This is a genomic window from Oceanobacillus sp. Castelsardo (genome assembly GCF_001659985.1).
Classification (GTDB): domain Bacteria; phylum Bacillota; class Bacilli; order Bacillales; family Amphibacillaceae; genus Oceanobacillus.
On record NZ_LYCS01000011.1, the window covers coordinates 24,444 to 39,339 of the forward strand.

13 protein-coding genes and 1 riboswitch are annotated in these 14,896 nt (G+C 38.1%); of the genes, 2 read left to right on the forward strand and 11 right to left on the reverse strand.

Features of this window, described 5'->3' with window-relative positions; translation table 11 throughout:
- Positions 1-140: 140 nt before the first annotated feature.
- The 9 genes from purD to A9178_RS15515 all read right to left on the reverse strand — a co-directional run bounded on the left by purD (position 141) and on the right by A9178_RS15515 (position 11,824).
- Positions 141-1,385 carry a phosphoribosylamine--glycine ligase gene (gene purD / locus A9178_RS15475; protein ID WP_068676899.1) on the reverse strand — a complete coding sequence of 415 codons (1,245 nt, stop codon included), beginning with the start codon at positions 1,383-1,385 and terminating at the stop codon, positions 141-143.
- A gap of 17 nt (positions 1,386-1,402) precedes the next feature.
- On the reverse strand, positions 1,403-2,935 hold the full coding sequence (purH, locus tag A9178_RS15480; RefSeq protein ID WP_068676900.1) for a bifunctional phosphoribosylaminoimidazolecarboxamide formyltransferase/IMP cyclohydrolase: 1,533 nt from the start codon (positions 2,933-2,935) through the stop codon (positions 1,403-1,405).
- Positions 2,936-3,536: 601 nt separating this feature from the next.
- Positions 3,537-4,097, reverse strand: a complete 561-nt coding sequence (gene purN, locus A9178_RS15485; protein WP_068676901.1) for a phosphoribosylglycinamide formyltransferase — start codon at positions 4,095-4,097, stop codon at positions 3,537-3,539.
- Positions 4,094-5,113, reverse strand: a complete 1,020-nt coding sequence (gene purM, locus A9178_RS15490) for a phosphoribosylformylglycinamidine cyclo-ligase (protein WP_068676902.1) — start codon at positions 5,111-5,113, stop codon at positions 4,094-4,096. The genes purN and purM overlap by 4 nt, the downstream gene beginning before the upstream one ends.
- A 79-nt stretch (positions 5,114-5,192) precedes the next feature.
- Positions 5,193-6,563 (reverse strand): amidophosphoribosyltransferase, encoded by a 1,371-nt coding sequence (gene purF / locus A9178_RS15495; RefSeq protein ID WP_231889865.1) that lies wholly within the window; start codon positions 6,561-6,563, stop codon positions 5,193-5,195.
- A gap of 14 nt (positions 6,564-6,577) precedes the next feature.
- Positions 6,578-8,800, reverse strand: a complete 2,223-nt coding sequence (gene purL, locus A9178_RS15500; RefSeq protein ID WP_068676904.1) for a phosphoribosylformylglycinamidine synthase subunit PurL — start codon at positions 8,798-8,800, stop codon at positions 6,578-6,580.
- A 49-nt stretch (positions 8,801-8,849) separates the two neighbouring features.
- Positions 8,850-9,983, reverse strand: coding sequence for a 5-(carboxyamino)imidazole ribonucleotide synthase (gene purK / locus A9178_RS15505; RefSeq protein WP_068676906.1), 1,134 nt, complete (start codon positions 9,981-9,983; stop codon positions 8,850-8,852).
- The gene (gene purE / locus A9178_RS15510; RefSeq protein WP_068676907.1) at positions 9,970-10,461 is read right to left on the reverse strand and encodes a 5-(carboxyamino)imidazole ribonucleotide mutase; all 492 of its coding nucleotides are present in this window, start codon (positions 10,459-10,461) and stop codon (positions 9,970-9,972) included. Before purE ends, purK begins: the two co-directional genes overlap by 14 nt.
- A 214-nt stretch (positions 10,462-10,675) precedes the next feature.
- Positions 10,676-10,773: riboswitch (purine riboswitch) on the reverse strand.
- A 454-nt stretch (positions 10,774-11,227) separates the two neighbouring features.
- Positions 11,228-11,824: a DUF2179 domain-containing protein gene (locus tag A9178_RS15515; RefSeq protein WP_068676908.1), complete on the reverse strand. Its 597-nt coding sequence runs from the start codon at positions 11,822-11,824 to the stop codon at positions 11,228-11,230.
- 130 nt (positions 11,825-11,954) lie between these two features.
- Here A9178_RS15515 and A9178_RS15520 point away from each other — a divergent pair, with 130 nt between their 5' ends.
- Positions 11,955-12,389, forward strand: a complete 435-nt coding sequence (locus A9178_RS15520) for an Hsp20/alpha crystallin family protein (protein WP_068676909.1) — start codon at positions 11,955-11,957, stop codon at positions 12,387-12,389.
- A 59-nt stretch (positions 12,390-12,448) separates the two neighbouring features.
- On the opposite strand, the gene A9178_RS15525 is transcribed toward A9178_RS15520, so the two are convergent.
- Positions 12,449-12,985: an MOSC domain-containing protein gene (locus tag A9178_RS15525; protein WP_068676910.1), complete on the reverse strand. Its 537-nt coding sequence runs from the start codon at positions 12,983-12,985 to the stop codon at positions 12,449-12,451.
- 137 nt (positions 12,986-13,122) lie between these two features.
- Between A9178_RS15525 and msrA the strand changes: the two genes are divergently transcribed.
- A complete protein-coding gene (gene msrA, locus A9178_RS15530) occupies positions 13,123-13,647 on the forward strand; it encodes a peptide-methionine (S)-S-oxide reductase MsrA (protein ID WP_068676912.1) in 525 nt (174 codons plus the stop codon).
- Positions 13,648-13,820: 173 nt separating this feature from the next.
- Here msrA and A9178_RS15535 read toward each other — a convergent pair whose 3' ends face one another.
- Complete coding sequence (locus tag A9178_RS15535; protein WP_068676914.1) at positions 13,821-14,882, reverse strand: NAD(P)H-dependent flavin oxidoreductase; 1,062 nt, start codon at positions 14,880-14,882, stop codon at positions 13,821-13,823.
- Positions 14,883-14,896: the final 14 nt, after the last annotated feature.

A 14,896-nucleotide genomic window follows, 5' to 3' on the forward strand; every position in this document is an offset into this window, starting at 1 on the left:
TTATAATTACTAATATTCTACCATACTATCAACCTTTATTATAGTAGTGTTTTCTTAATACTTATTGACAAATTTTGCAAAGGGGTTCTATAAAGAAAAGCACAAGGAGCCTTTTTGCTTCACTTGTGCTTCATGTTTTGTTATTTCAAACCAATATCTTTACGGTAGAAGTAATTGTCATTATTCATAGAGTCTAATACTTGGTACACTTTTTGGTGTGCTGCTTGTAAGTTTGCCGCTTTTGCACCAACTAATAGAACACGACCTCCATCAGATACAAGTGTATCCCCTTCGAATTTTGTTCCAGCGTGGACAACATACATATCCTCCACCGCTGGAAAAGTCGGAATAACTGCTCCTTTTTTGTAAGGACCTGGATAGCCTGCAGATGCAAGAACAGTACCTAAACAAGACGCATCTTCCCATTCTAATTCAGGATCTTTCCCATCTAAAATATCCACGAATACTTGAACGAGATCATTTTTTAGTAATGGTAAAACGACTTGAGTTTCAGGATCACCAAATCTAGTATTGAATTCAATGACTTTCGGGCCTGCTTCCGTCATAATTAAACCACCGTAAAGAATTCCCGTAAACGGTCTTCCTTCTAACATTAAACCATCAGCTGCTTTTTGGAGAACATTTTCTACGGAATACGCGATATGCTCTTCCGTAATATCAGGAACTGGAGCAAATGAACCCATCCCACCAGTATTAGGACCTTCATCATGATCAAACGCCCGTTTATGATCTCGTGCTGGAACCATTGGATATACATTGTTTTCGTGAACAAATGCCATTAATGAGAATTCACGACCGTCCAAGAATTCTTCAATAACAACTTTAGAACCCGCTTCAGAAAAGGTTTTGGAAACTAGCATATCTTCCACTGCTTTTAAAGCTTGTTCTTTTGTTTCTGCAACAACGACACCTTTTCCAGCCGCTAGACCATCCGCTTTAATAACAATTGGTGCACCTTTTTCTTCAATGTATGCTGTCGCTTTCTCTACATCTGTAAAAGTCTCATATTCTGCTGTTGGTATATTGTATTTTTTCATAAACTTCTTCGCAAAACTTTTACTTCCTTCTAGTAGAGCTGCCTCTTTTGTTGGGGCAAACACCTTTAGTCCTTCTTCCTGAAATCGATTTGCGATCCCTTCGTTTAATGGCGCTTCTGGTCCAACAATTGTTAAGTCAATTGCAGCTTCTTTCGCGAAGGAAACAAGGCCATCCATATCCAATTCATCAATTGGAACACATGTAGCTTGTTCTTTCATTCCGCCATTACCTGGAGCAACGTAAAGTTTCGTAACTTGACTGCTTTTAGCAAGTTCAAGTACCATACTGTGCTCACGGCCACCTCTTCCTACTACTAAAACGTTCATTTCAAAGTCCTCCACTCTTAATGTTTAAAATGACGCATTCCGGTACACACCATTGTAATTCCATGTTCATCACAGACATCGATGGAATCCTGGTCACGGATAGAACCACCTGGTTGGATAATAGCTGTTACACCGGCTTTTGCAGCTTCTTCTACGGTATCTGGCATTGGGAAAAATGCATCGGATGACATGACAGATCCTTTTGCTTTTTCACCCGCTTGTTCGATCGCGATTATCGCAGATCCAACTCGGTTCATTTGTCCCGCACCAACTCCAATGGTTTGGCCATCTTTAGCTAGAACAATCGCATTAGATTTCACATGTTTCACTGCTTTCCAAGCAAATAACAAATCATGCAACTCTTGTTCTGTCGGTTGGCGTTTTGTGACAACTTTTAAATCATCTTTCTGCAGTTTCCCATTGTCTTGATCTTGAATTAGCACGCCGCCATTTACAGAAGTTAGTTTGTGGTTAACTACCTCTTTATCGTTCATTGGTAGTTCAAGTAAACGAATATTTTTCTTTTTCGTTAAAATTTCTAAAGCTTTCTCAGAGAAGCTTGGTGCAATAACGATTTCTAAGAAAATTTCACTAAGTTTTTCTGCAGTAGGTAAATCTACTTCTTGATTTAGCGCAACAATACCACCGAAAATAGAAATGGGGTCTGCAGCAAAAGCACGGTTAAACGCATCAGATATGGAATTAGCCACACCAATTCCACAAGGGTTCATATGTTTTACAGCAACCGCCGCAGCTTGCGCACCATATTCCGCGAGAATTTCTAACGCTGCATTTGCATCTTGAATGTTGTTATAAGATAATTCTTTACCGTGTAGTTGTTTTGCAGCTGCAAGGCTCATCGTTTTAACCATTGGACGTTTGTAGAATGCAGCTTTTTGATGTGGATTTTCACCGTAGCGTAAATCTTGAACTTTTTCATACGTAACGGTATATGTCTCTGGGAACACTTCATTTGTTTCACCCATGAAGTATTCTGCAATCATTGCGTCATAGTTAGCTGTATGTCGGAAAACTTTTGCGGCTAGTTTTTGGCGTTTTTCAAAGTCTAGTGTATTTTCTTTTAAGGAAGTTAGAATATCTTCATAATCTTGTGGGTCCACCACTACAGTTACATTCTCGAAATTCTTTGCGGCAGAACGTAGCATTGTTGGGCCACCAATATCTATGTTTTCGATGATTTCTTCTTTAGATACGCCGACTTTTTCAAGGGTTTGTTTGAATGGGTATAAGTTTACGACGACCATGTCGATAGGGTCGATGTTATTTTCTTTCATTTGATTCATATGGTCTGGGTTAGAGCGTTTCGCAAGTAATCCTCCATGGACTAATGGGTGAAGTGTTTTTACTCGTCCATCCATAATTTCTGGAAAACCAGTTACTTCGTCGATTGCTTTTGCCGGGATTCCTGCTTCTTGAATTTTGCTTAATGTTCCACCAGTTGAGATAATCTCATAATCTAGTTCTACGAGACCTTTGGCAAATTCTATGATATTTTGTTTATCTGAAACACTAATTAGTGCTCTTTTCATTAGTTGAACCCTCCACTTTGTCTAGTATGTCAGTTTATTAGGACTCCTTTACACGAAGTAGCCCCATAATACACAGGGTCCGCAGCCCGAGCGTATAATAAAACTTCCATTTTTAATTTGTTAATATGAGTATCCTTTTACTCAGAATTATGTATAGTGCTATATCTACCGCTACGGAAATACACTACGCTTTCCGCGGGTGCCCCGTGAGCCTCCTCGAGCTGACGCTCTGCGGGGTCTCACTTAGGTCACTATTCCCGCAGGAGTCTCCGTGTATTTCCTCCGCTAGATGTTGCTTTGCAATGTTATAACATCTCTTTACTGCTTAATGACACAGCAATGCTCTCTTATGATAGTTGATTGGAGCGGAGGGCAGTCGACTCCTGCGGGAACAGCACGTGTCTGAAGACCCCGCAGCGGTGGTTTTCCGCGAGGAGGCTGAAGCCGTGCCCGCGGAAAGCGACTGCCCGGAGCGAAAATCAACAGCACTTACCTCCAGTAAGATATGTTCATAACAAGGACAATTATTTATTCTGAGCTATTGGATAATCATTTTTGTTAATTGAAAACTATGCATTATCACAAAACAATAAGAGGAATACTACTTTACTATTTCCCTTATTACTCTTGGATATAGTTGATGCTCTACGTGGTGTATCTTTTCTTCTAGGGATTCTAGAGTTTCGTTTTCTTCTACTTCTACTTTTTCTTGGGCGATGATTGGTCCGGTGTCGATTCCTGAGTCGATGTAGTGGACGGTTACGCCTGTTGTTTTAACCCCAGCGTGATATGCCTGATCAATAGCGTCTTTTCCGGGAAAATCAGGTAATAAGGAAGGGTGAATGTTTACGATTCTTCCCTCATACGCTTGAAGTAATACTGAGCCTACAATACGCATATATCCTGCGAGAAAAATCCAAGAAATATTTGCTTCTTTCAGCTTTTCAACTAATACTTTTTCATATTCCTCTTTAGAACCATAATCTTTTGGGTTAAAGACAAAAGTAGGAACTTGGTATTTTTCTGCTTTTTGAATAACAGTTGCTTTAGGCTTATCACAAATAAGTAGGACAATGTCACACGAAAGATCACCAGCTTCCATTATCGCCTCAAAATTACTACCTGTACCAGAGGCAAAAATGGCTGCATTTCTTTTACTCATGATTGGAAATGCACCCCTTCATCGGCTATAACTTTACCAATTACAGATGCCTTTTCTCCATTTTCTTGAAGGATAGAGAGTACATTTTCTACCTTACCTTGTTCTACAACTAAGGCCATACCAACACCCATATTAAATACACCATACATTTCTGCATCTGGAATAGAGCCGAGCTTTTGTAAATAAGGAAAAATTTCAGGTACTTCCCAGCTATTCGATACAATTTCTACCCCTAATCCTTTAGGCATCATTCTTGGAAAGTTTTCGAAAAATCCGCCACCAGTAATATGGGAAATCCCTCTGATTTCATGTTTATCTATTACTCTAGCAACTGACTTTGCATAGATTTTGGTTGGAGTGAGTAGCGTTTCTCCCAAAGACTTTGATAATTCTTCAGGTGTTTCATTCAAATCTAAACCTTCTACTAATTTTCTCACTAAAGAATAACCATTCGAGTGGATACCACTTGATGCAAGACCAATAATAGCATCTCCTTCTTGAATCGCCTCTCCAGTAATCAATTTAGATTTTTCCGCTATACCAACAACAAATCCTGCTAAATCATACTCTTCATCATTGTACATACCAGGCATTTCTGCTGTTTCTCCACCGATAAGTGCTGCTCCAGCATTCACGCAACCATTCGATACCCCTGCTACAATTTGCTCAATACGTTCGGGATCATTTTTTCCACATGCAATATAATCTAGGAAAAATAAGGCTTGTGCACCTTGAGCAACAATATCATTCACACACATGGCAACTAAATCGATCCCAACAGAATCATGTTTATTTAATTGAAATGCAAGTTTTAATTTCGTTCCAACACCATCTGTTCCTGAAACCATGACTGGTTCTTTATAGTTAAAGTTGGATAAATCAAAAAGCCCCGCAAATGCCCCAATTCCACCTAATACTTCGGGACGTGTCGTTTTTGCAATATGCTTTTTCATACGTTCCACTGCTTCATACCCTTTTTCTACATCTACTCCAGCTTGTTTATATACATCTGACATCGTTGATTTTACACATCCTCTAGATATTCATATTCAGATTAGAATAGGACGGCCGAAACCATCCTTCCTTATTTCTAAATCACACGAAATGAAAATTTTTTTCTTCTTTCTCCTTTATAGGATAACCGCCAGACATACATGCTGTGCATAATCCTTGGTTAATAGAACGATCTTTCAATACTGCCTTTTCTAACCCATCTTCTGATAAAAATGCAATACTGTCCGCTCCGATAATTTCTGCAATTTCACCAGCAGTATGGTTAGCAGCGATTAACTCCTCATATGTTGACATATCTATTCCGTAGTAACATGGATGCTCAATGGAAGGAGAAGCAATACGAACATGCACTTCTTTTGCTCCAGCATCTTTTAGCATTTGAACAATACGTTTACTCGTTGTTCCACGGACAATGGAATCATCAATCATAATGACCCTTTTTCCTTCAATAATCCCGCGAACTGGAGAAAGTTTCATTTTTACGCCTTGTTCTCGTAGCTCCTGCGAAGGCTTAATAAATGTTCTACCAACATAACGGTTCTTAATAATACCCATTTCATAAGGTAAACCACTTTCTTCAGCAAAACCAATAGCAGCCGAGATACTTGAGTCTGGTACCCCAATGACAATATCTGCATTTGTAGGGGCAGGTGCCTCTTTAGCTAACTCTTTTCCCATTTGTTTACGTGAAGCATGAACATTCACATAATTTTCATTACTATCTGGTCTAGATAAGTACACATATTCCATTGCACACAAAGTGCGCTTTTCTTGTTTGGCGAATCTGGATGATTTTAAACCATTATTATCAATTGTAATTAATTCTCCTGGTAAAACATCTCGTACAAAAGTGGCACCAATTTGGTCAAACGCACATGTTTCTGATGCAATAACATAGGAATCTCCTAATAATCCAATAGATAGCGTGAAAATACCATGTGGATCAAGTGCTGCGTACAGTTTATCTTTCGTCAAGATAATATACGTATAAGCACCGTGTAATTTATTTAATGCCTTACTAATGGATCTTTCGTTAATATCTTGACCATCTCGTTTAATTAAATGGGCTAAAATTTCGGTATCTGACGATGTCTGAAGAATACTGCCTTGCTTCTCTAGTTGCCCACGAAGTTCGTATGCATTGATGATATTACCACTGTGTGCTAAAGCCATGCTCTCTGTTTGGGAATGGAATAATAATGGTTGAACATTTTCGATTCCATCTTGACCTTGAGTGGAGTATCTTACATGACCAATTGCATAACGTCCTTGCAATTGGTCAAATTCTACATCCTTAAACACATCATTGACTAAATTTAAACCTTTATGGGCCTTCAATTCTCCACCTACGTTTACAACAATCCCGGCTCCTTCTTGGCCACGATGTTGCAAAGCATGAAGACCATAATAAGTTAATTCTGCTGCTTTTTCATGACCCCAAATTCCGAACACTGGACATTCCTCACTTATTCTTTGGATTTCAGCAAGCTTGGGATGGCACCTCTCCAAAGTTCCTCGAGTTCTTTCACATTTCCATCGATAACAACGTCATTGTTAACAGAAACTTGCAATGTGCTCTCTGTAGTAACCTTGCCGATTTGTTTTACATCGTCCACAATACTTTCAAATTCCTCTTGATCTTCTGCTTTCACTGTTACGATAAATCGGGATTGTGATTCACTAAATAAAAGAGTGGTTGCATTACCTTCTAGTTCCACCTTTGCTCCCAAACCTTTCGTACCAAAAGTAGATTCTGCAAGGGCAACAGCTAATCCACCTTCCGAAATATCATGTGCCGATGCAACAACACCTGCTTGAATCGCTTCAAGAATTTGTTTTTGACGACGACTTTCCACCCCGAGATTGATACTTGGCGCCTTACCTGAGTACTTACCATCTACAACATTTTGTAGCTCGCTACCACCAAATTCCACTTTTGTTTCTCCAACGAGATAAATAACATCATCAGCTGATTGAAAATGATTTGCTGTTACATGTTCTGTTGTTTTCAATAAACCAACCATCCCGATAATCGGTGTAGGCATAATCGCTTGCCCTTTTGATTCATTATAAAGTGAAACATTACCACTAATAACCGGTGTTTCTAATTGTAAACAAGCTTCACGAATCCCTTCGATACTTTGTTCCATTTGCCAGAATGTTTCTGGGTTTGTTGGGTTTCCATAGTTAAGCCCGTCCGTAATAGCTAATGGAGTAGCACCTGAGCAAATAATATTTCTGCTTGCTTCCGCAACTGCTATACTGCCGCCAACTTTTGGATCCAAGTATATATAGCGAGAATTACAATCGGTTGTCATTGCAATTGCTTTATCCGTTCCTTCGATTTGAACGATGGCTGCATCTGATCCCGGTCCGACCAACGTATTGCCCTGCGCCTTTGCATCATATTGTGTATAAGCCCATTCCTTCGATGCAATTGTTGGCTGTTTCAATAAGGTTTGAAGCATCTTTTGATGATTATCTACTGCTGGAACGTTTTCTTCTTGTGCTTGAAATTCTGTATAATAAGCTGCTTCCTTCGTAGGAAGTTCATAAACAGGTGCTTCATCTGTTAATGCCGCAACTGGAATTTCAGCTTGGATTTCACCATGCTGCTCAATTCGGAAAAGTTGTTCCTCGATTACTTCACCGATTGCTACAGCATCGACATCGTGCTTTTTAAAAATATCAAGGATTTCCTGTTCTTTTCCTTTTTTAACGACTAAGAGCATTCTTTCTTGTGACTCTGATAGCATGATTTCATACGCATCCATATTTTCCTCACGTTGTGGAACAAGATCAAGATTCATTACTAATCCGGTACCCGCTTTTGCTGCCATCTCACTTGCAGAAGATGTAAGTCCAGCAGCTCCCATATCTTGAATGCCAACAAGTGCATCAGAATGAATAACCTCTAAGCAAGCCGCAATTAATTTTTTCCCTATTTTTGGATCACCAATTGCTACGGATGAGCTATTATCCTTTTCACTTTCTACTACATCAGAAGAGAATGTGGCACCATGAATTCCATCTCTTCCTGTGTCTCCACCTGCATAGATTACTGTATTTCCTACACCTGCTGCTACCCCTTTTTGTACGTCATCATGGTTAACTAAACCAACAACCATTGCATTCACCAACGGATTTTCTTCATAGGTTTCATCAAACTGTACTTCACCACCAACAGTTGGAACATCAACTACATTCCCGTAACTAGCGATTCCTCTTACAGCTTCACTGAAAAGCCATTTAGTATGATCTTTATCTAAATTTCCAAAGCGCAGAGAATTTAATGAAGCAATTGGTTTAGCACCCATAGAGAAAACATCACGCAGAATTCCGCCTACACCAGTCGCCGAGCCTTCAAACGGTTCTACTGCCGATGGACTATTATGACTTTCAATTTTAAACACAACTGCTTGATTATCACCGATATCAACAACACCAGCACCTTCACCCGGACCTTGCAGAACATGTTCGCCTACTGTCGGGAACTTTCTTAATAGGGGCTTTGATGTTTTATAGCTACAATGCTCCGACCACATAACGGAAAAAATGCTTGTTTCTGTATAATTTGGTAAACGGTTCATCTTATCCTTAACAAGTCTAAATTCAGCATCTGTTAAGCCCATTTCCTGGTAGATTTTATCTTCTTCAATTTGTTCAGGTTTGATTGTATGGTTAGTCATTTGCTTTCCCCTCCATATGTCCTAATATGCTGTATTCTCTCGTAAACCGTTATTTATGAATTGCTTCCTTGAATTTCCCCATCTGAGCCAATATCTCGTCTAACGTATCTCCTATAAACGTAATATGACCCATTTTTCGTTTTTCCTTTGCTTCTTCCTTACCATAAAGGTGTACAAAACCGACATCATTTTTTGGAATGACTTGCAATAATTTCTTCATATTCTCACCAAGAATATTCACCATAATTGCTGGTTTTAATTGTCTAATTTTCACTAAAGGCAATCCACAAATAGCACGGATGTGTTGCCCAAACTGTGAAATATTACATGCTTCAATCGTATAATGTCCCGAATTATGCGGTCTTGGAGCCATCTCATTTAAATAAATTTCATCCCCTTTGACAAACATTTCAATTGCAAAAGTACCTACAATATTCATGTCTTCTGCTAGGATACGAGCCGCTTCATTTGCCTTTAGTTGAAGATCAAGATTGATATCAGCCGGAACAGTAGTTTTATAGAGAATATGTTGTCGATGTTCGTTTTCAGAAATAGGGAAGTACGTCATATCGCCTGATACAGATCTTGTGAAAATAACAGAGATTTCCTTATCGAAGGTGATCCAATCTTCAATAATGCAATGTCCATTTTTTTCAGCAAAATCTAAAGCTTCCTCTAAATCAGCTTCAGAATTTAACTTCAACTGTCCCTTACCGTCATAACCTCCACGACATGTTTTAATAACTGCAGGATAAGTGAATCCTTTTAAAATCTGCTTACAGTCCTCAGCATTTCTCACAATAGCAAATCTTGGTGTAGATAAATTCAAATTTCTCATTAAAGTTTTTTCTTTTTCACGATTTTGCGTCACTTCCAGAGCGTAAGCACCTTGTGGAAGTTTCCCTTTACTTTCGATGTAAGTCGCTGCTTCAAGGTCTACATTTTCGAATTCATACGTAATCACATCACTTATATCGGTCAATTGCTTGATGGCATCCATATCATCATAAGGTGCCGTAATTTGAACGTCAGCCACTTGAGCAGTAGGACAATTAGGGGTTGGATCTAGTACAGCAATTTTATACCCCATATAACGTGCTTCCATCGCCATCATTCTTCCTAACTGACCGCCACCAATAATACCTATTGTTTGTGCTGGAATGATTGTTTTATTTGTTTGCAAGTTCTTCCCTCATTTCTGCCACTTTATCTTGCATTTCCTCGCGATATTTTTGAAGCTTTTCTGCAACTTTTTCATCAAATGTTCCTAAAATTTGGGCAGCTAGAACACCTGCATTCGTAGCGCCGGCTTTTCCAATCGCTACCGTTGCTGTTGGAACACCACCTGGCATTTGAACAATGGATAACAAGGAATCAAGTCCATTTAATGTTTTCGTCTGAACAGGAACGCCAATAACTGGCAGAGTAGTTTGAGAAGCCACCATGCCAGGTAAATGAGCTGCCCCACCAGCACCAGCAATGATTACCTTTAGCCCGCGGCCTCGTGCCGACTTAGCATAATCAAACATTTTATCCGGCGTACGGTGAGCAGATATAACATCCTTTTCATATGGAATTTCTAACTGCTCGAGAACATTACAAGCATGTTTCATCGTTTCCCAATCCGAAATACTTCCCATTATAATACCAACTTGAACCATGAAATCCCTCTCTCTACGTTATTTTAAATTAGATTAATTTTCGACTTTCCCTTTAAGTAACTATTTAGAAAACTCAAGCTACATACCATCCGTTTTAGGTGATAGTCCAAGTTTAATTAAATCTAATACTATTTCTTTATCGAAACAAAAAAAGTCTATTCATCTCCCGTATGAGGAAAGATGAATAGACTCGTAGTGTATAGCAAAAGTCTAGATTTATTTCATCTCCCCTCATAGTCCAGCATTCTCGGTGCTAGGTAGAAACTTCTGGCCTTATTCCAGAAATATATGAGGTAATATGATCGTATTTTTGATGATTTAAGCATACCAATCCAAATAGTAAATGTCAATAAAATATCGAACAATTTAATGTTGTTTTTTAATAATGTTCGGGTTTTGTCATTTAAATTCCGTTTTCCTTTTCATTTTATCGTTTTTGAAGATTATTTAGCTATTTTTATTTAGTATCCACATTGGATGAAAAAATTTATATGAACAAGTGAACAGCATAATCCTCTCACTCCTTCATTTAGAATACCATTCGTGATAGAAATTATTGGGAACAAATATTCATTAGACCAATGGGTTACCATTTGAACGATAAATGATGCTCAGCGGGCACTCATCTTAAATGTTAGATTTAGTTTAACAATCAAATATTTAGACAAAAAAATACGCTTGAATAGAATTCAAGCGTTTAGTCGTGCAAAATCAATTTAGTTGTTAAGAACTTCTCCACAGCAAGTGAAATATTTACAATTTCAATCTACTTTTCTTTTTCAGGTTTAACCTGTTCCTGAGGTTTAATTTCCCTTTTTTTCGGATTAAATAACCTACCTTTACGAACTTGCTTCACCCAAAAGCCACCATGAATTCGTTTCGGTTCATAAGATATAATAAATGCCTTAGGATCAATTTCTTTAATTACCTCATAAAGTCTTAATTCATATCTTCTTGGGGTGAGAATTTGCATGGATAATCTATCTCCGTCCATTCCGTATGCAGACCAGCTAGTTACGCCATACCCCTTGTCACGAATCCGTTTCGTAAATTTTAAATCCGGATTAGATGAAACTACATTTACCGTAATGTAACCTAGTGCAAGTTTTTCCTCGATGATGGATCCGACAATTAAACCAGTCCCATAACCGATTGCATAAGCAATTATATTCTGGATTTCATTCAAATTATCAAGTACAAGACCTAACCCAACAATGTACATGACCACTTCAAACATACTTACGAAGGCAGCAATATATGTACGACCTTTAAGCGTTAATATCATACGTATCGTCATAAGTGATACGTAGACAACATTGACCGCAAAAATAATCGCCACCATTATTAAAGCATTTGTGAGCAATTTTACATCCCCCTAACCAAATTAATTTTATACTATGTATAGCTTTATATCATATCTATTCCTTCTAGGCACCTAACCCGAATGATATGCATATGTTATTAAATACAACATACTTTTAGGTGGTGTAATAATGGATCCTTTCAAACAAATGGCTGACTGGAAAAAGAACATGGATCATTTCTTTGGTGAAAACTTTTGGAAAGATTTTGAAGGAATGGTTAAACCTAATATTCCCCAAATCAACATGTATCAAACGGAAAATGAAATCCTATGCATCGGCAACATACCTGGTTTAAAAGATTTGAAGCAATTAGATATTTATGTGAATTACGCTACTTTAGAACTCAAGGGAAGCATTGACTTAGAACATGCACGAGGAACGGTTATAAAAGAGGAAATTTTACAAGGTGTATTTGATCGTAAAATAACCCTTCCTTTTCCGGTTCGATCCGACAAGATAAGTGCAACGTATAAAAATGGCCTAGTCTTCATTCAACTTCATCGTTTCATAGATGAATCAAGTAGACGAAATAAGATTGACATTCAGCTATTAGAAGATGATTAAAGAACCGTGGATTATATACTACCACGGTTCTTATCCTTTCACACTATATTTTTACACTTTTAATATCCCCGAACTCTTTTTCGAAGGACATGCCGCCATTTCTCACTTAGTAATTCACATTCATAAAGTTCGTCCGCTCTCCGCAAATCATGCTTTTTAATGAACATGATTTCATTACAAGCAGTAATCGACCACTGCGGATAGGCTCTATCTAGTAATTCTAAATCTGTACGCTCCTTAATCTTCCCTTCCTCAATCACTCGAAAGTACCATCCTGTCTGGAAGTTTACTTTCTTGCCTACTCTCCGTATTTTACCTGGTTGTGAAACTTGGATAATCGCCTCTCCCATTCGAAACGTATCCCCAACGGAAACTGTAAATTCATCCATCTCCAGTACCGAGAAGTTCTCCTCCATCATTCCAATATTATCAGCTCTCTCCCCTTCTTCCAATTCCGAATAATGCTTAATAGGATAGGCGAAGATTGCTTCATCTTTTATTTTATCTTTTGAGAAGCCAGTCTCTAGTAATCTAAATCTTTTCTTTTTTTCCTTTCTTTCGTTTGAAAAGATTTTAAATACATAAGGTTCTTCCATTATTTCACCTTCTTTTTAGGGTATGATATAGTTATTCTATTAGAAAAATTTGTCTTAGCCAAGACTTTGTGATTAAGAGATTTATACTTTAATAGTTATCTAAGTAAACTAGATTTATATTAATGAGGTGGGAATAAATGGAAAAGGTAAAAAAAGCAACATTTGCCGGTGGCTGCTTCTGGTGTATGGTTAAACCCTTTGATCAATGGGATGGTGTTCATCAGGTCATCTCTGGCTATACTGGAGGGTGTGTTGAAAATCCAACTTACGAACAAGTTAAAAATGGGGATACTGGTCATTTTGAAGCAGTTGAAATAACCTATGACCCTGCTATTATTAGTTATGAAACAATACTTGACTTATATTGGAAGCAAATTGATCCAACAGACGACGGGGGGCAATTTCATGACCGTGGCGACCAATATCGTACAGCCATTTTTTATCATGATAGCGAACAAAAATTATTAGCCCAAAAATCCAAACAAACGCTTGATCAAAGTGGAATGTTGTCAAAACCTGTTGTTACAGAAATTCTTCCAGCGAAAACCTTTTATCCAGCAGAGGAATACCATCAGGACTTTTACAGAAAAAATGAAAAGGAATATAAAGAAGATCGAGCAAAGTCGGGTAGAGATGAATTCATTGAAAAGGTTTGGAATTAGACTTTTATTTTCGGTATGAATTTCTATGCCTATTTGAAGCAGCTGAAACACTTTAGCAAGTGTTTCAGCTACTTTTGGTTTCAAGCCGTGACAATTCATGTATCTTCTAAATTCAACCGCTTTTTGAAATCCTTCTGCATTGACATCAGTTATTAAATCATATCGAATGTTAGTTAGAAAACACCTTCCATCATTCGGTTAATCAACTCGCCTACAGTCTGACCTTTAGCAAGTCGTGGACTTTGACCAGACCAAAGCGACATATATTCCTTGTTTTGCTGTTCATTCGCAACTTTCCGAATCGGCGTTGTTAAGTAATTTTGTACCGGATAATCAGGAAGTACTGTTTCCTTCTCTTTGATCTCTTGGATAAATTGATTCTTTAAACCCCTTGCCGTTTTTCCAGAAAAGCAACGAGTTAAGGTCGTTTCATCTTCTGTTGCATTTAAAATCGCTTTCTTGTGGAGTTCATTCGCTCCACTTTCCTTACATGTTAAAAATGCAGTTCCCATTTGCACAGCTTTTGCTCCTAGAAACATCGCTGCCCTTAACCCCCGACTATCCATTATCCCACCAGCAGCAACGACTGGAATCTCTACTGCATCCGCTACCTGAGGGACAAGTGACATCGTTCCAATGGCGCCATTCTCAGAGTCATTTAAAAATGAACCTCGATGCCCGCCCGCCTCATACCCTTGCGCAACGACAACATCCATTCCCAACTTTTCTATTAAAATGGCTTCTTTTACTGTGGTAGCTGTTCCTACTAAAATAATATCATTTTCTTTTAGCTTAGTAATTGTTTCCTTAGATGGTACCCCAAAAGTGAAAGAACAGATTGGAACATGTTCTTCTATAATGACTTCCAATTGTTTTTCATACTTTTGAAGGATACATTTAGGTGTCGGGATTTCTAAAAGCATATTTTCATCAATTGATAGAGTATTATATATTGATTTTAATGATCTCTTTGAAACTTCGATTGTTTCCTCTGTTACATGAAAATCATTAGGCACAAAGACGTTCACACCGAACTTATTTTCTGTTTTTTGTCTAATTTCATGAATACATGTTCTTAGTTTTTCCGGATTCATATATCCTGCACCAATCATTCCTAAGCCACCATTATTCGAAACCGCAGATACCAATTCTGGAGTGGTAATTCCACCGGCCATTGGTGCTTGAATAATAGGATACGTAATACCAAATAATTCAGCTACTTTATTTCGCAGCATTATTACACCTCATT